Annotated in this window: 14 protein-coding genes and 1 pseudogene; 5 read left to right on the top strand and 10 right to left on the bottom strand. The window is 44.8% G+C overall.

Annotated features, from left to right (window positions below; genetic code table 11):
* Positions 1-160: 160 nt before the first annotated feature.
* The 5 genes from HFM85_RS10610 to HFM85_RS10590 all read right to left on the bottom strand — a co-directional run bounded on the left by HFM85_RS10610 (position 161) and on the right by HFM85_RS10590 (position 7,063).
* A complete protein-coding gene (locus HFM85_RS10610; protein ID WP_173738068.1) occupies positions 161-1,816 on the bottom strand; it encodes a YecA family protein in 1,656 nt (551 codons plus the stop codon).
* Positions 1,817-1,938: 122 nt separating this feature from the next.
* Positions 1,939-3,462: a glycoside hydrolase family 32 protein gene (locus HFM85_RS10605; RefSeq protein ID WP_173738069.1), complete on the bottom strand. Its 1,524-nt coding sequence runs from the start codon at positions 3,460-3,462 to the stop codon at positions 1,939-1,941.
* Between the two features lie 52 nt (positions 3,463-3,514).
* Complete coding sequence (locus HFM85_RS10600; RefSeq protein ID WP_408609591.1) at positions 3,515-5,146, bottom strand: type 2 periplasmic-binding domain-containing protein; 1,632 nt, start codon at positions 5,144-5,146, stop codon at positions 3,515-3,517.
* Positions 5,147-5,216: 70 nt separating this feature from the next.
* Positions 5,217-6,113 carry a carbohydrate ABC transporter permease gene (locus tag HFM85_RS10595; RefSeq protein ID WP_015526648.1) on the bottom strand — a complete coding sequence of 299 codons (897 nt, stop codon included), beginning with the start codon at positions 6,111-6,113 and terminating at the stop codon, positions 5,217-5,219.
* An 11-nt stretch (positions 6,114-6,124) separates the two neighbouring features.
* The gene (locus HFM85_RS10590; RefSeq protein ID WP_015526649.1) at positions 6,125-7,063 is read right to left on the bottom strand and encodes an ABC transporter permease; all 939 of its coding nucleotides are present in this window, start codon (positions 7,061-7,063) and stop codon (positions 6,125-6,127) included.
* Positions 7,064-7,359: 296 nt separating this feature from the next.
* Between HFM85_RS10590 and HFM85_RS10585 the strand changes: the two genes are divergently transcribed.
* Positions 7,360-8,388 carry a LacI family DNA-binding transcriptional regulator gene (locus HFM85_RS10585; RefSeq protein ID WP_015526650.1) on the top strand — a complete coding sequence of 343 codons (1,029 nt, stop codon included), beginning with the start codon at positions 7,360-7,362 and terminating at the stop codon, positions 8,386-8,388.
* 161 nt (positions 8,389-8,549) lie between these two features.
* Positions 8,550-10,385: an amylosucrase gene (locus HFM85_RS10580; RefSeq protein ID WP_173738070.1), complete on the top strand. Its 1,836-nt coding sequence runs from the start codon at positions 8,550-8,552 to the stop codon at positions 10,383-10,385.
* Between the two features lie 207 nt (positions 10,386-10,592).
* Here HFM85_RS10580 and HFM85_RS10575 read toward each other — a convergent pair.
* Positions 10,593-11,747, bottom strand: a pseudogene (locus HFM85_RS10575) (FprA family A-type flavoprotein); the annotation flags it as partial.
* A 239-nt stretch (positions 11,748-11,986) separates the two neighbouring features.
* On the opposite strand from HFM85_RS10575, the gene HFM85_RS10570 reads away from it, so the two are divergent.
* Complete coding sequence (locus tag HFM85_RS10570; RefSeq protein ID WP_173738072.1) at positions 11,987-13,342, top strand: MATE family efflux transporter; 1,356 nt, start codon at positions 11,987-11,989, stop codon at positions 13,340-13,342.
* A 235-nt stretch (positions 13,343-13,577) separates the two neighbouring features.
* Positions 13,578-14,786 (top strand): serine/threonine transporter SstT, encoded by a 1,209-nt coding sequence (sstT, locus tag HFM85_RS10565; protein ID WP_173738073.1) that lies wholly within the window; start codon positions 13,578-13,580, stop codon positions 14,784-14,786.
* A 161-nt stretch (positions 14,787-14,947) separates the two neighbouring features.
* Here the strand turns inward: sstT and HFM85_RS10560 are convergent, their stop codons facing one another.
* Both HFM85_RS10560 and malQ read right to left on the bottom strand, forming a co-directional pair.
* Complete coding sequence (locus tag HFM85_RS10560; protein WP_173738074.1) at positions 14,948-15,577, bottom strand: metal-dependent hydrolase; 630 nt, start codon at positions 15,575-15,577, stop codon at positions 14,948-14,950.
* A gap of 222 nt (positions 15,578-15,799) precedes the next feature.
* Positions 15,800-17,308: a 4-alpha-glucanotransferase gene (gene malQ / locus HFM85_RS10555; RefSeq protein ID WP_173738075.1), complete on the bottom strand. Its 1,509-nt coding sequence runs from the start codon at positions 17,306-17,308 to the stop codon at positions 15,800-15,802.
* A 396-nt stretch (positions 17,309-17,704) separates the two neighbouring features.
* Here malQ and HFM85_RS10550 point away from each other — a divergent pair, with 396 nt between their 5' ends.
* A complete protein-coding gene (locus HFM85_RS10550) occupies positions 17,705-18,724 on the top strand; it encodes a LacI family DNA-binding transcriptional regulator (RefSeq protein ID WP_173738076.1) in 1,020 nt (339 codons plus the stop codon).
* 130 nt (positions 18,725-18,854) lie between these two features.
* Here HFM85_RS10550 and HFM85_RS10545 read toward each other — a convergent pair whose 3' ends face one another.
* Together HFM85_RS10545 and HFM85_RS10540 are read right to left on the bottom strand one after the other, a co-directional pair.
* Positions 18,855-19,337, bottom strand: a complete 483-nt coding sequence (locus tag HFM85_RS10545) for a GNAT family N-acetyltransferase (RefSeq protein ID WP_173738077.1) — start codon at positions 19,335-19,337, stop codon at positions 18,855-18,857.
* 121 nt (positions 19,338-19,458) lie between these two features.
* Positions 19,459-20,472, bottom strand: coding sequence for a U32 family peptidase (locus tag HFM85_RS10540; protein WP_330596753.1), 1,014 nt, complete (start codon positions 20,470-20,472; stop codon positions 19,459-19,461).
* Between the last annotated feature and the right edge of the window lie 36 nt (positions 20,473-20,508).

The raw sequence follows: 20,508 nt of genomic DNA, 5'->3' as shown, positions 1-20,508 counted from the left end.
AACTGTCTTATATTAATTTGTATGGTATTTCCGGAGATACTGCATCAAACGATAAATCGGACCAGATCATCCGCGTTCGCTGCTCACTCATGAGCGCAGTCGCTCCGCAACGATCTATGGGAACTTTCAGCTCCGGAATTACGGTAAATTTTCTGCAGAATTATCTTCTTCCGCAGCACTTCTTATATTTCTTACCGCTTCCGCACGGACACGGATCGTTGGGATAGATTTTTCTTGCAGATGCCGGCTGCATCGGCATTGCTGTCGGCACAAAGCTGTTCGGCATTGCAGTGTGCGGCTTGCCTGTGGCAAACGGCCATACTGCTCCTGAGATCTCATTCGGTGTGTAACCGCGGAATTCCAGCATTCTTGTGTTATTGTTTGCCTCCATGATCAGCTTTGTAAATTTCTCAAGCTGCTCATCGTTAAACTGGATCCCCTTCTGGTTCAGGTTTTCCATGATCGCTGACATTCTGCCATCCATGGAGCATTCTTTGTAAATAAAGAACAGTACCTGATCCTTCACTGCATCGGAAACCTTTATCTCATCCAGCAGGAATCTGCCCAGTCTCTGGTAAGAAGCAGATTTTGTTGGATACCCGTTTTCGGAATAATCCAGGATCTCATCTACAGACGGAATATAGAATTTCCGTCCACCCTGACGTCTCTCGATATCCTTGTAAATGTTATTGACCAGTGCGGATTTCAGAATCAGCTGATCCTCCGCAAGCTCACAGATACAGGCCTTCTCCGGAATGGTATGATACAGCTCGATGAATCTGTCATATCCGATGTCAAAGCCTTTTCTCTGCTTAAACATCTCATATACGGTCTTTGCCGGTGCAGATACATACAGATAGCTTACCATAATAAGGCAATCCTTCAACCAGTTTACCTGGCTGCGAAGTGTCTGGAACTCCGGTGTATTGATCTGATCGTAAACAGCTACAACCTCTGCCGGAACTTCTGCGTAATCATCACTGTAGGAAACAAGGTAGCCCATATCGTTCAGCCATTCTAATGTATTCCACTCATCCTCTGCAACATGGAAGCATTTTCTCTGAATAGCCGCCTCAAAAGCCAGTACCTCCTGATCGTCTGCTACGAGGAAGCTTGCTTTCATAACCTCCGGTTTAAGAACCTCTGCGGCAACCTTTGCGGCGATCTCTTCCTGATCCATTCCCTTGCAGTGAAGTCCAAGCTCACCTGCAATGCTGAGAAGGTCTTCTTTACGATAGGACATGAGGAAATCTTTTACTGTAGGATTTCTTCTGCTGCCTGTGGCTGCCTCATCTGCTTTTGCAGCTCTGGCTGCTGCCTCTACTGCCGCTACTGTTGCAGCAATGTCTTCAGATGCTTTGGCTGTTTCCACCTCAGTTTCAACTGCTACAGTGCATCCCAGCTCTGGTGCCTCTGTCCAGTACGGATCATCCTCACCCTTTACTTCTTTTATAATAGAAGGAGCTTCTGCTGTTCCCTCGTCTTTCTTCTCAATATCAACTCTGTATTCCGGAGTTTCCTTATCCGCACCATACTGACGGAAGGTAAACCATTTCTCGGAATCCATAAGCTCTGCAGTCTCTGTCTCGCCTGCATTTAATAATGTGAAATTATTCTTCGCTTCTCCGTCACCGTTCTCACGGATCTGTACTTTTTTCTGAAAAAATTCAATCTCATATAGGCTGCCTGCCGGATACTGAACCAGTTTTTCAAGCATGGCTGCCATATTTGCAAATGTAACGTCAGCCGCAACAGTACAACGTCTCCATACCGGCGGTTTCGTTCCTTTTCTTGTGATTTTTAACTGATAAAACATTCCTGTGTTCCTCTCCTGTAAATATATGCCGGATCAGGAGATACGAATAACTCCTGATCCGGCGTAAGCAACTTCCCCTATGTTATACAAAAATAGAGAAATTGTCAATATTTGAGAGGCTTCTACAACACAATATCATATTTCTCAACCTGGATCACAGCATTTCCGTCACTGTGAAACAGGATCTCATCTGCTTCCACTGGTGTTGGGATCACGGTAGTCGCAGTTTTGCTTCCATCATTGATAAAAAGCTCTATGGAGCTTCGATCCAGGATAAAACGCAGCTTCAGATTTTGTCTGTCATCTGTGATCTGGAGCTTTCTTGTACATATAACATCACGCTGCACCCCGCTCCAGGTTCTGTCGATTTCCAGTATCTGTCTTTTTCGATCATAGGTAAAGACCGTTGTATATTCTTCATTGCGTGCAAGCTCAATCCGGAACTCATTGTACACATCCAATGCTTCCTGATTTGGATTTCCGGAGTTCCTGCTTCCATCCATGATGCCATCTGCGTTCTGCAGTTCCACAGTCAGATCGATCATTCGGCCACGGACGCCTTCAAGGCTTAAGCTCTCACCCACTTTTACATTCTCATAACAGCAACGGTTTTTCCGATAATTCTCAATTTCCCGGACCGGCTTCTGCCAGATCTTTCCGTCACGATATTCCAGCTCTCTCGGAAGAGTCATCATTCCCTGCCATCTCTGCTTTTCCTTGATCACACAGCTATCCCAGGATTTCATCCAGGCGATCATCACTCTTCTTCCATCTGGAAGAAGGGTTGTCTGCGGCGCATAAAAATCAAGTCCGTAGTCCAGACTTACCGGTGCGTCTTTTTCAAATGTATGTTTTTCGCTGTCATAATCTCCCGTAAAATATAGGGAATTATGTCCATTATGAAACTCATACCCTTTTGCCCGCATATGCTGCGGAGAACAGATCAGCACATGTTTATCCCCAAGCGGAAAGAAATCGGGGCATTCCCACATAACACCGATTTCTCCTGTGGAGTTCTCCGCAAGAATTGTTTCAAATTTCCATTCTTTCAGATCTTTACTGGAAAACAGAACTACCTGTCCAGGAATTTCTTCGCTGCGGCATCCTACGAGCATATGGTATGTTCCGTTATCTTCCCATACCTTCGGATCACGGAAATCAACTCTGCTGCATTTCTCCGGAAGCATATCCCCGGTGACTACCGGATTTTTCTCTGCCTTTACATAATCTTTTCCGTCACCCCAGGCAAGGCACTGATTCTGCCGGACTTCTTCTTTTCCATCCGGCAGCTTTTCTGTTGTAACTCCTGTGTAGATCAAAGCCTGTTTTCCATCCGCTTCAATAGCACTTCCGGAAAAGCATCCCTCTCGATCATATTCCTGATCCGGTGCAAGCGCTGTAGGAAGCTGCTCCCATCTGATCATATCCTCCGTCACACTGTGGCCCCAGTGCATAGGGCCCCAGTCACGGCTGTAAGGATGATACTGGTAAAAAAGATGTACCTTTCCTTTAAAAACAGAAAATCCATTGGGATCATTGATCCAGCCAACCGGTGCAGATACATGAAAGGCCGGTTTCTCTTCCTGCGGGATATTTTTTGCTTCCTCTATTTCATAAAGACGTGCTTTTTCAAGTTTTTCACTCATACTCTGCTCTCTCTTTCCTTTTTATGTTTCTGACCGGTATCTTTTTCTGTTTTTATTTCTCTGTCTCACTAAGAGACTTCTGATACTGGTCAAAATATTTCTGTTTGATTGCCAGATAATCAGACAGTCCATACTGCTCCATCTTTTTCAGATAGGAATCCCATTCTTTATCGATGCCGCCATTCAGGATCCAGTCTGCTTTTTTCTGTTCCGCATACTTCTTGATATCCGTGTCATACTGAGATACTTTATTGGTATCATCAATACTCATAAATACATTCGGATACACATATTTACTGTTCATATCCTTAAGATATGTTTCGTGCATATTGTCGAGACGCCATTTTGCATCTGCCGGCTCTGTTACATATACATCGTAATACTCGTTAAGTATTGCCAACGGTCCGTTTACAGACTGTGCTTCACGAACCTCTACCGGAGATGCATCTCCCAGATCCATATGTTTCAGCATCTGACCACCTTCTGCATTCTCGGACATCTCAAAGATATTAAATGAATCTTTTTCCCCGTAAGTACCCCAGTTATTCTGCGGAGACTGGATCGGTTCATACATCTGATCGATCCATGCTGCTGCCAGTGCCGTATTTCGACAGCTTGTAGTCAGAACGCAGCGTCCTCTGTCAAAGCCACTGGTTTCACTGTTATTCTGTCTTGTGATATTTACAAGACCATCCGGACCGGCCAGCGCCGGGAGCATTACATAATCTTCATTGTTATCAATATTTGCAATATCCCAGGTGAAACACAGACCATATCTGTGGTTCTTACCTTTTGCAACATAAGTTGACCATTCCTGGGTAAAAGCCTCCGGATCCACCAGCTTTTCTTCTACCAGCTGATGGAGCCACTGAATACCTTCTTTATAGCCTTCCTGTACAGTTGTATAAATAACGGTTCCATCATCTTTCACTGCAAAATGATCACCGGTGTCACCATATCCTTCTCCGAATCCGTTGATGAGAATTGCAGGATCCTGATCACCATTATTGATGATAAAGGACATCGGGATCACACCACCCTCAATGTTGAATTTCTTTTCCAGTTTATCTGCATTGTCGCGGAAAGCGATCAGAACCTGTTCCAGTTCCTCAGTTGTAGTCGGAACGTCCAGCTTCAGATAATCCAGCCATTTTTTATTAATGTAGGGAATATCTCCAATTGCCTGAATGGCTTCTTTCCCCGCACCAAGCTGCTCGATCCATGGGAAAGAATAAATATGTCCGTCCGGTGCTGTACACATTGTTCTGTATTCCGGGTATTTTTCAAATACAGCCTTAAGATTCGGCATGTATTTATCAATGAGATTTTCTACCGGAATAATGATTCCCTGTTTGGCATAACGAAGAAGATCATAATCACTCATCCCTGCGTTAAAAAGTCCATCCGGAAGATTTCCGAACTGTGCCAGCGCCAGATTTTTTTTGTCATCAAACTGATCCGATACAAAACAGGTCCAGTCAATGTGGACATTGGTCTGCTTTTCCAGTCTTTCAAAGATCGTTCTTTCATTAGGTTCCTGTGTAGATGTTGCAGGTGCACTGGTAATAAAAGACAGCTCTGCTTTTTCTTTCAGAGGAAAGGACACATCTTCCACCGGGGTATCCGGATCTGTTTCTGCTTTCATGTGTTCTTTTCCATTTCCACATCCGGCACTGCATACCATTATAATTGCAGAAAGCCCGATTGCCAATAATGCCTTCATTCTTTTTTTCATCATTATCAACCTCCTGTCATCAGCCTTTTACAGAACCAACCATAATGCCCTGGTCAAAATATTTCTGGAAGAATGGATACATGATCAGAAGCGGTAAACTTGATACAATGATCGTAGCATATTTCAGAAGTTCCGCTACCTTTGCCATCTGTGCAGTACTCTGGATATCTGCGATCATTCCGGGCTGCGGTGTATTCTGTACAAGGATGGAACGAAGTACCAGCTGCAATGGCTGCAGTTTCGCATCATTCAAATAAATCATAGCGTCAAAATAACTGTTCCACATTCCTACAAAGGACCACAGTGCAAGCACTGCGATGATCGGTTTGCATACCGGCATCATAATCTTGAAAAAATGCTCGATTTCCGTGGCACCGTCAATGGCAGATGCCTCTCTGAGTTCCTTGGGGATAGACTGATAATAGGTTCTGGCAAGGATCATGTTCCAGACATTAAACGCACCCGGAAGCAGGATTGCCCAGATTGTATTTACCAGATGCAACTGATTGATCAGGATAAAAGTCGGGATCATTCCTCCACCGAAAAACATGGTAATGAGAAAAATAACATTGAAGAAATTTCTTCCCACAAATTCTTTCTTGGACATTGGATATGCTGCCAGCAGAGTTACCAGAACTGAAATAATGGTAAACACCAGGGAATAAAAAAATGAGTTTGCAAAGCCTCTCCAGATCATATTATTTTCAAGAACTCTGCGGTACGCATCGATCGTCCACTTCCGCACATCAAAGCTGATCCCCTGGCTGTTCAGCACATTCGGATCCATAAAGGATGCGATCACAACATATAAAAGCGGAACCAGAATGGAAAGTACAAATGCACCCAGAAGTACGTATCCGATTCCTAAAATGGCTTTGTCAGATGCCGAATATTTCTTTTTCTTTGCTTTTGCCATAACAGCACCTCCTATAATCCCTCTCCGTCATTCAGTTTCTTGACTACCCAGTTTACAAAGATCAAAAGAATTACATTGATCACTGAATTAAACAGCCCCACTGCTGTAGAATATCCATAGTCTCCATTCAGAAGACCGATTCTGTATACATAAGTAGAAAGAATCTCAGATGCAGGAAGGTTCATATCTGTCTGCAGTGCATATGCTTTTTCAAAACCAATGCTCATAATATTTCCGGCCTGAAGAATAAACTGGATCACAATGATGTTTTTAATAGCCGGAAGCTGTACATACCAGATCTGCTGCAGAATATTTGCTCCATCCACCACTGCTGCCTCTTCCAGATCCTTACTTGCATTGGCAAGTGCTGCTGTATACATAATGGATGCCCATCCGGCTGTCTGCCAGATTCCGCTGGCTATGTAAATGGTACGAAATGCTGCCGGCATGGTCATCCAGTTGGCATCAGAACCGATCAGTTTATTCAGCGGACCTACCGGTGAAAGAAACATACGAACCATACCACAGAGTACGATAACGGAAATAAAATTCGGCGCATAGATCAGAAGCTGAATTTTTTTCCTGATCCCGGCTCTCCGGATCTGATTCAGAAGAAGTGCCAGGATGATTGGAATCGGAAATCCCCACAGTAGTCCGTAAATACTCAGTTTCAGAGTGTTCACAAGATAATTCATAAAATCCGGTGATGCCAGAAATCTCCGGAAGTATTCCAGTCCTACCCATTTGCTTCCAAATACACCATCAATGACATTGTAGTCCTCAAAAGCGATCAGTACGCCACCCATGGGCACGTATTTGAAGATGATCGTCAGAAGAAGTGCAGGCAACAGAAAAAACACATACAGCTGCCAGTTCTTTTTCACATATTGAAGCTTTTCTGCAGCAGTTCTTTTTCCTGCCGGGACAGCTTTCGCAGAACCTTTTTTCATTCTCTTTTCCTCCCTTTTTGTTCTTTCGTTCTTATTTAGTAACCGGTAAAGTAACCGGTTACTTTATAATTTGATACTACTATATGCCATAGCTTCTGTCAACCTTTTTTGTTAATTTATTTAAGAAAAGTTACCGGTAACTTAACTGGTTATTTTTTTATTGCTATTTAACGTCTGTATTGTTATACTTAATTACATCAATCCAATTATCCTGTACGGTCTGCAGATTTCTCTTATATGATCACATCTGCATTCCGTATCATAACTTTCTGCTGTTAAAAGGAGACTATTTTTTTATGGCTAAAAAACAGGTAACATTTGCCGATATTGCAGAATACACTGGTTTTTCCAAGACTACGATCTCCAGATATTTCAATCATCCGGATTCTCTGACCCTGGAAAATCAGGAAAAGATCGCAAAAGCCCTTGATGAGCTCGGCTACAGAAAAAACAAGCTTGCCAGGGTTCTTGCCAATGGAAAAAGCGAATTTGTAGGGATCATTGTCCCGAACCTTTATCTTCATTATTATTCCGAAATGCTGACACAGCTTCTTCGAAGTTACTCCGATTATCATTACAAATTTCTGGTTTTTGTCAGTGATGGCGGCCCGGAGAAAGAAATGCAGTATCTGGACGAGCTGATGGCTTATAAGATTGAAGGACTTATTGTTCTCAGCCATACTCTTTCCTCTGAAAAACTGGCTTCCTATAATATTCCTGTGATCGCCATTGAACGTGAAGCAGAACATATATGCAGCGTTACAACAGACAATTACATGGGCAGCATGCAGGCTACTTCTCTGCTGATACGTAATCAGTGTGATGTACTAATCCACATCAATGTCCATGTACCTGAGAATATTCCGGCTTATGACCGTATCCGTGCCTTTGAGGAAACATGCCGGGAATATCATGTTCCTTATGAACTGAACCTTAATGTTTCCGGTGATTCCTATCAGGAGCTTTTTGAACAGATGCGTGTGATCTTTCAGGATATTGACAGTAAATATTCCGGTCAGAAAAAAGGCATATTTTTATCCAATGATACTTACGCAAATATATTTCTCAATCTGATCTTCCAGAAATACAACTGTCTGCCGGATGAATATCAGATCATCGGATTCGATAATTCACCCATTGCTGCGGAGTCCATCATCCCGATCACTACTATTGGACAGCAGATTGATGTGATCGCACAGACTACCATGGAACTGCTTGTGGAACAGATGAACGAAATGAAGAAAAGAAAACCGGCACCGCTTCAAAAACCGATCCACAAAAAGATCACTCCTGTTCTGATACGACGGCAGACAACAGGAGACTGAAAATACTTACAACATTTTTCCATATTCCATAACAACCCGTATATTCATGTACTGGAAACTTCATGCTATAATTCTGTGGAAAAATGTCAGATAACCATTACCGCCGGGAAATATTTTACAGGTTTCCCGACATCTATAAATATCTATTCAGGGAGGAAATCATGAAAAAAGATCAGGAAATTTTTCAGGAACGTTTAAACCATCATCACGACGAGCTTCGATGGCTGTACACAGAGCTTTATCACAATGACGATATGTTTGCAGAGCTCTGCGACCAGATGTACCAGTATTTTACAGCACGCCGCCGCGCGCTCAAAAACCGCGACCTGGAAAGAGAAAAAAATCCGGACTGGTTCCGCCAGAAGGATATGCTTGGCATGATGCTCTATATTGACAATTTTGCCGGCAACATCAAGGGAGTTTCTGCCAAGCTTCCATATCTTAAGGAATGCAACGTGAACTGCCTGCATCTGATGCCGTTTCTGGACACTCCGAAGGGCCGTTCCGACGGTGGTTACGCAGTAGCCGACTTCCGCAAAGTCCGCCCGGACCTTGGTACTATGAAGGACCTGGCTGCCCTTGCAGATAAATGCCACAAAAACGGAATGAACCTGTGTATGGATTTTGTTATGAACCACACCTCCGAGGATCATGAGTGGGCCAAAAAAGCACGCCAGGGTGACGGCGAATATATGAGCCGTTACTTCTTCTACAACAACCGTGAGATCCCGGACGAGTACGAAAAGACCGTACCACAGGTATTCCCGACCACTGCTCCGGGGAACTTTACCTGGCTTCCGGATATCGGTCACTATGTCATGACTACCTTTTATCCGTACCAGTGGGATCTGAATTACGGCAATCCCCGTGTTTTCAATGAGATGATGTACAACTTCCTCTTCCTTGCAAACCAGGGAATGGACGTGATCCGTATCGATGCGGTTCCGTATATCTGGAAGGAACTGGGAACTCCCTGCCGTAACCTGAAGCAGGTGCATACGATCGTTCGTATGATGCGTATGATCGCCGAGATCGTCTGCCCAAGTGTTGTACTTCTGGGTGAGGTCGTTATGGAGCCGGAGAAGGTTGTTCCCTATTTCGGAACCGTAGAGAAGCCGGAATGCCATATGCTTTACAATGTAACAACCATGGCTACAACCTGGAACAGCATTGCCACTCGTGATATCCGCCTTCTGAAAAAACAGATGGATATTGTAAACAGCCTTCCGAAGCAGTACACCTTCCTGAATTATCTCCGCTGCCATGACGATATCGGCTGGGGACTTGATTTCGCCACCCTGAAAGAATGGGACATGGATGAGCCATCCCATAAGCGTTACCTGAATGATTTCTTTACAGGAAAGCATCCGGGAAGCGACAGCCGCGGAGAGCTCTATAATGATGACCCGGTAACTCAGGATGCCCGCTTCTGCGGAACTACTGCTTCCATGTGCGGGATCGAGGCTGCTCTTTTTGAAAAAGATGACGAGAAGCTGAAAAGGGGTATCCGCGAGGATTTGATGCTTCACGCATATATGCTTACCCAGTCCGGAATCCCGATGCTTTACAGCTCCGATGAAATCGGACGTCTCAATGATTATTCCTATAAAGAGGATCCGGATAAGGCTGCAGATTCCCGCTATATCCACCGTGGTGCTTTCCAGTGGGAGCTTGCCGGAAAAAGAAACTCAAAATCCTCCGTTGAGGGACAGATCTTCCAGACTCTTAGCCGCATGGAGCAGATCCGCAGCCAGGAATCTGTTTTTGATAAGGACTGTGATGTGTATACATATGATGTTCATGATGACAGTATTCTCTGTATCCTCCGTCAGAAGGGAGATGACCGCTTTATCGGAATCTTCAACTTCAGCGACAGTGAAAAAACTGCCTGGATGCAGGAGGAGGGAACTTTCCGCGATCTGATCACCGGACAGACACTGGAACTTAAGGACGTAGTACTTCCAGCCTATGGATTTATGTGGTGTAAGAGGATATAATGATCCTGTGGCAATTTCCAGGATCATGAAATCACGGACTTACCTTTAATTTGTTATTCAAGTAAATAAAAAAGACGCGGACTTACGGATCGCTATATTTCGTTCATTAACAACTCAGTAAATGAACGAACATATCAATCCGGGTCCACGTCTTTTTATTATGTTATATCTTTATTTTTTATAAGCTGTTCTGACATTCAGAAATTACTTGCAGAGCTCCTCTGCCATTGCATCGATCTCTGCCACATTCTCATCGCTGAGAGAGGACATGATCTTTACATTGTTCTCAAGCCATGTGATATTTTTGCTCTTCTCGAACATTCCTTTCATGACTTTGGCTGCTGTCGGTGCCCAGCTTCCGTTCTCAATGAGGCCGATGGTGCGGTTCTGGTAATTACGTTCTGTCAGGTTCTCGATGAATGTACGCATAAACGGGAATGCTTCTCCGTTGTATGTAATGCTGGCCAGTACCAGCTTGCCGTAGCGGAAAGCATCCCCCACTGCCTCTGCCATGTCTTCTCTTGCAAGATCGCAGACAACAACCTTCGGGCAGCCCTTTTCCTCCAGCTTCTGTGCAAGAAGCTCTGCTGCTTTCTTTGTATGTCCGTATACAGATGTGTAGGCGATCATTACACCTTCACTCTCTACTTTATAAGAAGACCAGATATCATATTTCTCCAGATAATGTCCAAGATTCTCGGTAAGAACCGGTCCGTGGAGCGGGCAGATAGTCTGGATATCCAGAGTTGCTGCTGCTTTGAGAAGCTTCTGTACCTGCGGGCCATATTTTCCGACGATTCCGATATAATAACGGCGTGCTTCGTAGTCCCAATCCTCTTCTACATCAAGAGCTCCGAATTTGCCGAAGCCGTCTGCTGAAAACAGAACCTTGTCTGTGCTATCATATGTAACCATAACCTCCGGCCAGTGAACCATCGGTGCAAATACGAAAGTAAGGACATGTTTTCCAAGTGTCAGGGTGTCACCATTTGCTACAATATGTTTCTTTCCTTCCAGATTCATTCCACGAAAGAAATTCTCCATCATAGTGAAGGTTTTTGTGTTGGCAACAACAGTTGTATCCGGGTATGCTTTCATGAAATTCTCAATGTTTGCGGCATGGTCCGGCTCCATATGCTGAACTACAAGATAATCCGGTTTCGCGCCATCCAGAATTTCTGCTACTTTTCCAAGCCATTCTTCTGTGAAGCCGGCATCTACAGTGTCCATAACTGCGATTTTCTCATCTTTGATCACATAGGAGTTGTAGGACATTCCGTTTGGCACTACATACTGTCCCTCGAACAGATCTACCTGATGGTCATTTACACCTACATAGTAAATATCATTTCCGATTTTCATTGTATTGAGTTCCTCCTTAGTCTGCTGTATTTTATATTTCCAATATTTCTGAAAATACTTTCTTATTGCTCTCATTTATTATATCATTGTTCGTACTGAAATCAATGTAGAATCTATAAATAAAAACAAACCTCTGCGCCTGGCGAAAGAGCCATTTTCCCCTCTTTACAAACCTATTTCAACATAGTATTGTATACCTTGGATGAAGGAATTTTTTATAATTTTTTATGAGGTAAGCTATGTGTGAAAATGAAAAAAAGAATACGCATTCCATAGAGATGACCTCCGGCTCTCTCTGGAAAAATCTCCTCCTTTTCAGCCTTCCCCTGATGGGGTCCCAGGTGTTGGAGGTTCTTTTTAACTTAAGTGATGTTGCGGTTGTGGGGCGATTTGCAGATTACATGGCACTTGGAGCTGTGGGTTCCACAACTCTGCTGGTCACTTTATTTACCGGAATCCTGATCGGAATGGGCGCAGGAGTCAATGTTCGTGTAGCCCACGAGCTTGGTGCCGAAAACAGAAAAGGTACCGAAGAAACGATCCATACATCTCTTCTTCTCTGTGCCATCGCAGGACTTCTGGTCTGTGTCGTCTGTCTTCTGTTTTCCGGACAGATGCTGTCCATGATGAATACGAAACCGGAGCTGATGGATCAGGCTGTTTTATATATGAAGATTTATGCTCTGGGTATGCCGGCCATGGCCGTATACAATTTCGGTAACGGCGTATTAAGTGCCCGCGGAGATACGAAAAGACCACTGATCTATCTTTCCATTGCCGGAGTGATCAATGTTCTTCTGAACCTGTTTTTCGTTATCGTCTGTCATATGGCTGCCGCAGGTGTGGCAACTGCCAGTGCGATCGCCCTGTATATATCCGCAGCTCTGGTAATGATCCACCTCCTCCGGAGAAAAGATGAATGCAGGGTATCCCTGCGTAAGCTCCGTCTTCACCCGAAGGCCTGTAAAGCAGTACTGCTTCTTGGCATTCCCACAGGTTTGCAGAACGGAATTTTTGCCATTGCAAATCTGTTCGTACAGGCCGGCGTCAACTCCTTCGATGCAATCACGGTTTCCGGAAATGCCGCCGCTGCAAATGCAGACTCTCTGGTCTACAACGTCATGTTTGCTTTCTATACTGCATGCGCAAGCTTCATCGGTCAGAACTGGGGTGCCGGAAATAAAAAACGTATGCTGAAGACTTATGGGATCAGCCTTACATATGCCTTCATCGCAGGCGCGATCCTTGGTGGGCTGCTTCTTGTTTTCGGTCCGCAGTTTCTGTCACTGTTTGCCACAGAACCGGCCGTCATAGATGCAGGCATGGAGAGGATCCGGATCATGGGCTTCAGCTACGCCTTCAGCTGTTTTATGGATTGCAGTATCGCCGCTTCCCGTGGCATCGGAAAAAGTATCCCACCGACCATCATCATCATTCTGGGATCCTGTGTATTCCGTGTTATCTGGTTCTATACGGTGTTCGCACACTTCCAGACCATTTCCTCACTTTATCTTCTGTATATTTTCTCATGGGGAATTACTGGCTTTGCGGAAGTTCTGTTCTTTGCTGTAAGCTTCCGGAAAATTCGGACCTGAAACTTCAAATATATAGCGCCAGACGAAGCATTGATCTGGTGCTTTTTTATATCTTCCTCGCGTTTTATGTACATTTGTCTTTACAAGACGGACATAATTGTATATAATTATCTTATTGTGCTTTTACGTGATGCAGTAGTACCGGCTTATAATGATCTGTCTTTTACATCGGATCATTGCTTTGCGGCTCAGCATTTTCCAGCACACTCACACAATAGGAAAGAGGAAACTAGTTATGAAAAACCTGATTCAAAAATGGAACAGCATCAACCTGATCAAGCGTATCATATGTGGTCTGATCATTGGTATCATTCTCGGACTTGCGATCCCTCAGGCATCTGTGATCTCCATTCTCGGTGATCTGTTCGTCGGTGCTCTCCGTGGAATTGCCCCGCTTCTGGTGTTCTTCCTGGTAATGAGCTCTCTGTGCCACATGGGAAAAGGCCAGAAAACAAACATGAAATTCGTTGTTGTACTTTATCTTCTGGGAAATGTACTCTCAGCACTGGCAGCTGTGATTTCCAGTCGCCTGTTTCCGATCATGCTGACTTTCTCCGAAAATACAAATACTTCCGACGTCACTCCGCCAAGCGGTGTTGCAGAGGTCCTCAAAAATCTTCTGATGAACATTGTTTCCAACCCGGTTGACGCACTTGTAAATGCAAACTACATCGGTATCCTTGCATGGGCAATCATCTTCGGTATCGCGCTGAAGGCTGCAAGCGAAACTACCAAGACTGTCATCGAAAACATTTCCGATGCAACCTCCACAGCAGTAAGATGGATCATTAGCCTTGCTCCATTTGGTATCATGGGTCTGATCTTCACAACCATCTCCGAGCAGGGACTTGGCGTTCTTTTAAGCTATGGCCGTCTGATCTGTGTACTGGTGGGAACCATGTTCTTTGTTGCACTGGTGATCAACCCGATCGTTACCTTCATCTGCACACGCCAGAATCCGTATCCGCTGGTTCTGCGCTGCCTGAAGGACAGTGGTATCACAGCTTTCTTTACAAGAAGCTCTGCTGCCAACATTCCGGTAAACATGGAGCTCTGCAAGGATCTGGGACTTGATGAGGATACATACTCCATCTCCATCCCTCTTGGTGCAACCATCAACATGGGTGGTGCAGCGATCACCATTTCCATCATGGCTCTGGCTGCTGCACATACACTTGGTATCAGCGTAGACTTCCCAACCGCTCTTATCCTCTGCATCCTTGCTGCTGCAAGTGCGGCTGGTGCTTCCGGAGTTGCCGGCGGTTCTCTTCTTCTGATCCCGATGGCCTGCAGCCTTTTCGGAATCCCAAATGATGTTGCCATGCAGGTTGTTGGTGTTGGCTTTATCGTAGGCGTTATCCAGGATTCCTGTGAGACAGCACTGAACTCTTCCACAGACGTACTTTACACAGCATGCGCCTGCAGGATCAGAAAGAATAAATGATCACACTTATAAACCGTCAGTCGGATATTCATGATCCGCACTCGGTTAAAAAAGAGCAGATATTCCGCATTTGGAAAATCTGCTCCTTTTTTGTCTTAACCTTCAGTTCCTGCAATATCCGCCCCATATAAAAATATCCGTAATCGGTAAATAAAACATTCCTACATCTGAAAAAGCTTCCAGCTCTCTCCCATCTGCACAGCCAGATATACGATCTCAAAGATCACAGCTACAGATCCAAGCTTAAAAAGCAGGGAATCCACAAAGCCTCCTGCCTTACAGAAATCCAGTGCAATGCCTCCCGGCAGCGGATACAGGATCCGTACCCGTTTCCGGTTAAAGCAGTCCAGTACCAGATGTGATGTAAATCCAACCACAAAGTAAAAGACCAGCTTCATTGACACCATGGATATGGCCGCACTCAAAATAGCCATAGCCATGATCGAATGCATAAATGACCGGTGTGGCTGATTTTTTCCAAAGGCACAGACTGCAATAAAAAGAATAACTCCCATGGCAACCGGCGCCATAGACTGGTTATTGCGGATCTTTTCCCAGATGGAAAAATCATAAAAATAATTCAATGCGATCTCTGCTGCCACAAGCAGAACCGCGACCAGCGTGATCCGGTCCGCATCCTTATGGGATTTGGAGGTTCCCACATCAATATCGCTGATCAGTGCTCCAAGCATTCCTGTTCCTGCCGCAAGTATCATCCCGTGAACTGTGGACGGCTGCGTTACGGCCAGTACCGTTCCAAGTCCCACTGCTGCGTGTGTTTTTCCTGTCATAATTCTCCCCTTATTGAAAAAATCTGACGCATCCAAAGCAGATATTTCCCTCCGCTTCCCTGCATCCTTATAAACGAATAAGGCAGCTGTCAGCCTCCCCTTTACTGACAGCTGCCTCTACGAAACAGCATTATATCACACAAAAAAACACTATTCTATCTAAATTCTTCGCACTCTCTTACACGTCCCGTTTAAACGGAATATACCTCACAAACGTACCAGTTAATCGGACCAGTTCATACGTCCGTAGCGAAGCGCAATACCATGGATCTCTTTCTGAAGCTTCACATTCAGCTCCCTTTTGCGGATCCTCCATTTCCAGTTCTTTCCTACTGTGGAAGGCTGATTCATTCTGCTGCTGTTATCCAGTCCCATGTAATCTTGCATGGGGATCACGCAGAGCTTTGCGCTGCTTCTCATAACCAGGCTGATAAAGCATTTATACAGATCCTTGTCCGGTGTACAACTGTCACAGAGATAATCTCTGGCAAGCTTACGCTCTTTTGCAGTAATGCTCTTCCACCATCCGGCAATGGTCTCATTATCATGAGTTCCTGTGTATGCTACACTGTTCTCCGGATAGTTATGCGGAAGATAATCATTGGCACATCCGGAATCTCTGGAATCAAAAGCGAACTCCAGAACCTTCATTCCCGGAAATCCGCTGTCATGGACAAGCTGACGAACAGAATCTGTCACATAACCAAGATCCTCGGCAATAACCTGCTTCCATCCAAGAGCCTGCTCTACCTTGCGGAACAGATCGATCCCAGGACCTTTTTCCCAGTGACCGCTAATAGCATTTTCCGCACCGTACGGAATGGAAAAATACTCATCAAAGCCACGGAAATGGTCGATCCTTACCACATCATAAAGGCGGAATACATAGCTCAGTCTGGAGATCCACCACTGATATCCTGTATTTCTGTGGTAATCCCAGCGATACAGTGGATTTCCCCAGAGCTGTCCTGTTGCTGAAAATCCGTCCGGCGGACATCCGGCTACAGCCACCGGTACATTCTCCTCATCCAGCTGGAAAAGCTCCGGATGAGCCCAGGTATCCGCACTGTCCATAGCTACATAGATCGGGATATCTCCGATGATCTGGATACCTTTTTCGTTGGCATATTTTTTCAGTTTCATCCACTGTTCATAGAATTTAAACTGCATATACTGCTGGAATTCAATATCAAAATATAATTCTCTGCGATAGTAATCCATGGCATTTGCCCAGCGAAGGCGGATATCCTCTGCCCATTTTGTCCACTCAACACCGCCGAACTGATCCTTTACTGCCATAAAAAGTGCATAGTCGGAAAGCCACCAGCTGTTTTCTGCAACAAATTTCTGATAATCCGGATTCTCGCTGATGTTACTGTTTTCATAGGCTTTGCGGAGAAGCTTGTAACGGCCTTTGTAGATTTTCTCATAGTCTACACTGTCTGCTCTTCTTCCCCAGCTGACCTTATCACAGTCCTCCTTTGTAAGGACTCCTTCTTCCACCAGTGCCTTCAGGCTGATAAAATACGGATTTCCCGCAAAAGTGGAGAAGGACTGATACGGAGAATCTCCGTAACTAGTAGGTCCCAGCGGAAGGATCTGCCAGTAGCTCTGCCCAGCCTCCTTCAGCCAATCCACAAAATCATAGGCACTCTTTGAAAAACAGCCGATGCCGTACTCTGACGGCAGGCTTGTGATCGGCATCAGAATGCCGGCTGCTCTTTTATCCATATCTTTTCTCTCCTTATGTTGAGCCCTGCATCTCAGAGCATCTTATCTATTATCCTCTCACGGATGCATATTCATATAATTTACGCAACCGTTTGCGTAAATTATACGTCCATTTTGCATGAAGTGCAATGCATTTTTGTCTTTTCTACCTTTCTTACAATTTTTACATCATGATTTTGTGCAGTTTTTCATCATGCCAAGCAGAAATCTGTCTGCATCTCACTACCTGATTCTCTGTGCATCTGTTTTTACGCAATTTCATGCAATTTTCTATGCAATATGTTTGACAGTATCCTTGTTATGAACTACAATATATCTATCAAACTGAGATATAAAAAAGCCAGATCAGATGCATACTTCCGCTTTGATCCGGCATATCCGTAAGGAGGCAAATTTATGGCAGTAACCATCAAGGATGTGGCAGCTCTGGCCGGGGTGTCCCCGTCCACCGTTTCCAGAACCTGCAAAAACAATCCATCTATCAGTGAAGAAACCAAGGAACGTGTACGCAGAGCCATGGCAGAGCTTGGCTATGAGCCGAATTTCCAGGCCAGCAACCTGGCAGCACAGATTTCCCGCTCCATCGGTATCATCCTGCCTCCGTCCCCAAAGGAGACATACGAAAATTCCTTTTACCTTGAGACGATCCGGGGAATCAGCCACTACTGTAACGCACATCAGTATATCAGCACCATTGTTACCGGTCAGAATGAAGAAGAAATCCTGACTGCGGTACGTTCCATGTCCAGAAGCGGTAAGGTTGACGGATTTATTGTTCTTTATTCCCGTGTGAATGATCCTGTTATTGATTTTCTTTTCAATGAGGGACTTCTCTATATCCTGATCGGAAAACCGGCACAATACACCAATCATACGATCTACATCGATAATGACAACCTTCTGGCCGGACAGGAGGCAACAGAATATCTTTATGCTCTGGGCCACCGGAAGATCGCTTATCTGGGTGTAGATAATTCTCTGGTCTTTTCCGCAGACCGTAAAACCGGCTACATGACTGCGCTGATCAGTCACGGATTAACCGTACAGCCCGAATACTGTATAGAGGTTCCGGCAGCTTCCCAGGATGAGTTTCAGGAGCTTCGAAAGCTGCTTTTAAGCGAAAATCGTCCTACAGCTGTGCTTGTCAGTGATGATATTCTGGCGCTTTCCCTGGAGCGGATCTGTATGGAAGCAGATATTTCCATACCGGAGGATCTGTCCATTCTTTCCTTTAACAACTCACTTTTTGCCAGACTGACTTCGCCTCAGCTGACCTCTATTGATATCAATTCCGGACAGCTTGGAATGGAAGCAGCTACACAGATGATCAGTCATATCGAAAATCCGAGCCTTCCGGCCACAAAGATCATTGTGCCTCATCAGCTGATCGAGAGGGACAGCTGCCGGAAGATCTGATCTGCTTTCAAACAAAAAACAGGTATCTTCTCTGCTGACTGTATATTGACTACCACTTATCGATCTGACATTGGTGGTCGATCTACCGCCCGGCAAAAAGATACCTGTTTTTCATTTTTATAGTGTTTTTTTATAATTCTTTCTCATAACACCAGTACATATGTCCCCAGAGTTCACACTCTCCCACATTCTCAAAATTCAGCTTATCATAAGAGCGGAGTGCTTTTACATTGTCCTTCGCAACAAGGAGATGTACGGCTTGATAGCCCCGCTTCTTCAATTCTTCCATCACACCCTCAAGAAGCTTCCTAGCAATTCCCTGGTTCTGGAATTCCCGGCATACTCCCACCCGGGAGACCTCCGCTGACGGCACCATTGTTTCTGACCAGCATGTGAGCCATTCCACATTTGGATCATCATCAATGGAGATCACACCTGCGATATTTCCTGCATCGTCCCGCATACAAAACAGCGCATCTCTGGAAAGATCAAATTCCACTTCTTTTTCTGAAGGATAATCTTCTGTCCACACACAATAGGGCGTCCCCAGCAATGAACGATACAGCTTCAGAACTGTATCTGCTTCTTCTCTTTTTACACGCTCGAAATTCATTTTTTATCTTTTCTCCTCACACTATCTTAGCAATTTGATATTCACAGCTTTCAGTCCTGGATTTCTTCTGAAAATATATTCTGCCCGGATCCCGGTTTTCGTGAATATTTATATTCTTCCATCAATAATAACACTTTTCACTGCACCCATGTGGAAACAATATCCTTTTTATCATACATTGAAACGCTGTTTCATTTTCTGCAACGTCCAAAATTTCCAGCGCTTTTCGCAGGTTCCGGATATCTTTTTCCATATAATCCACATAATTCCCCCGGCCAACCAGCTTCAGATGCGTGATCCCTGCCTTCTTCAGCTGATACAGTGCACACAGGCCACAGCCTGTCTCGCCGCAGAGATATCCGGATTCATCATATGCTTCCGGAGCTGGTTCCTGCTCCCAGGCCTGCTCCTGAAGAGCCTTTATTTTTTCCGGAACAGCCTCACCATTCCGTACAGTTCCCAGCCAATAGGGCACCCTGCAAAGATATCCCATCTCATCACAGTGAAGAGAATTACAGAATGCTCCCGTAAACTGGCACATTTCATTCAGCACAAAGGCCTCGAACTCCATTCCCTCCTCCGGCCGGATCCCGGCCTGTTTCTCCACCTCTCTCTGAGATGCAATAACAGACTGCATATCCCGGAACGTGTTTTTCCGATGAAAGATCAATCTCTTCAGAGGAAAGCGCCGGAACATCTTCAGCATTTCGCTGTTCACTTCCCCTGTCTCTCCGCTGAGATGGATCTCGCAGGAAAGTCCCCTGTTTTTCAGATAAACAAGAAGCGCCGGATCTGCAATGATATAGCTTCGAAATCCTATTTTCATGCACTTCTCTATGATATCTCCGATCTCCGGATACTGTTCCGGCAGATAATATAGGGAATTGAAGGTGAGATGTACCGGCTTTTTATATTTTTTTACCATCCGGGAAAGGATCTCCAGCTCACTGTATGCACCAAGCTGAACATTACAGCAGAGAACCTCCCTACGATTTAACGGCATTACTGTGCCGTATTTTTCCGCCCAGAAAAATGGTACATAACCACAGAAAAATTCATCTGCGCCTGCCTGCACAAAACGTTCATATTCATCTATGGAGCCTAACCCGGCTGTTATTTTCATACTGTTATCCATGTCCTGTTCCTTTTTTCTGCAATATATTTTTGTCAA

The organism is Blautia schinkii, assembly GCF_013304825.1.
Taxonomy (GTDB): Bacteria; Bacillota; Clostridia; order Lachnospirales; family Lachnospiraceae; genus Blautia_A; species Blautia_A schinkii_B.
The sequence above is the reverse complement of the archived record's forward strand: the minus strand, read 5'-3'. Positions and strand labels throughout refer to the sequence as shown.

What these genes read in the sequence shown, in the direction of transcription:
- HFM85_RS10540 (WP_330596753.1), bottom strand. Translation starts at nt 20,472, where the DNA reads ATGGATAACAGTATGAAAATAACAGCCGGGTTAGGCTCCATAGATGAA.
- HFM85_RS10595 (WP_015526648.1), bottom strand. Translation starts at nt 6,113, where the DNA reads ATGGCAAAAGCAAAGAAAAAGAAATATTCGGCATCTGACAAAGCCATT.
- HFM85_RS10585 (WP_015526650.1), top strand. Translation starts at nt 7,360, where the DNA reads ATGGCTAAAAAACAGGTAACATTTGCCGATATTGCAGAATACACTGGT.
- HFM85_RS10600 (WP_408609591.1), bottom strand. Translation starts at nt 5,146, where the DNA reads ATGGTATGCAGTGCCGGATGTGGAAATGGAAAAGAACACATGAAAGCA.
- HFM85_RS10550 (WP_173738076.1), top strand. Translation starts at nt 17,705, where the DNA reads ATGGCAGTAACCATCAAGGATGTGGCAGCTCTGGCCGGGGTGTCCCCG.
- HFM85_RS10560 (WP_173738074.1), bottom strand. Translation starts at nt 15,577, where the DNA reads ATGACAGGAAAAACACACGCAGCAGTGGGACTTGGAACGGTACTGGCC.
- HFM85_RS10570 (WP_173738072.1), top strand. Translation starts at nt 11,987, where the DNA reads ATGTGTGAAAATGAAAAAAAGAATACGCATTCCATAGAGATGACCTCC.
- HFM85_RS10605 (WP_173738069.1), bottom strand. Translation starts at nt 3,462, where the DNA reads ATGAGTGAAAAACTTGAAAAAGCACGTCTTTATGAAATAGAGGAAGCA.
- HFM85_RS10610 (WP_173738068.1), bottom strand. Translation starts at nt 1,816, where the DNA reads ATGTTTTATCAGTTAAAAATCACAAGAAAAGGAACGAAACCGCCGGTA.
- sstT (WP_173738073.1), top strand. Translation starts at nt 13,578, where the DNA reads ATGAAAAACCTGATTCAAAAATGGAACAGCATCAACCTGATCAAGCGT.
- malQ (WP_173738075.1), bottom strand. Translation starts at nt 17,308, where the DNA reads ATGGATAAAAGAGCAGCCGGCATTCTGATGCCGATCACAAGCCTGCCG.
- HFM85_RS10545 (WP_173738077.1), bottom strand. Translation starts at nt 19,337, where the DNA reads ATGAATTTCGAGCGTGTAAAAAGAGAAGAAGCAGATACAGTTCTGAAG.
- HFM85_RS10580 (WP_173738070.1), top strand. Translation starts at nt 8,550, where the DNA reads ATGAAAAAAGATCAGGAAATTTTTCAGGAACGTTTAAACCATCATCAC.
- HFM85_RS10590 (WP_015526649.1), bottom strand. Translation starts at nt 7,063, where the DNA reads ATGAAAAAAGGTTCTGCGAAAGCTGTCCCGGCAGGAAAAAGAACTGCT.